A 234-nucleotide genomic window follows, 5' to 3' on the forward strand; every position below is an offset into this window, starting at 1 on the left:
ACCATACTTGAAGGAGAAAGTCTGCTGAATGATGCCTCTGCCCTGATTGCTTATAAATGTGCAGTTATAGCCATTACCAGTGGCGTATTTTCCTTTTGGAGTGCAGGAATACAGTTTATCAGTAATAGTGTTGGCGGACTAGTTATCGGGCTTATCATGGGTTTTGTCTTCTTAAAATTACACAGATTCTTTAATGGTAACAGCAGCGTAGAAACCTTTGCTGTCATTCTCCTT

Annotated in this window: 1 protein-coding gene; it reads left to right on the top strand. The window is 40.2% G+C overall.

Annotated elements, in window-relative coordinates; all coding sequences use genetic code 11:
• On the top strand, positions 1-234 hold a 234-nt coding region (locus SB724_RS21935; protein ID WP_410573202.1), incomplete at both ends, for a cation:proton antiporter domain-containing protein.

The sequence above is a fragment of the Bacillus sp. SIMBA_031 genome (assembly GCF_046535225.1).
Taxonomy (GTDB): domain Bacteria; phylum Bacillota; class Bacilli; order Bacillales; family Bacillaceae; genus Bacillus; species Bacillus velezensis.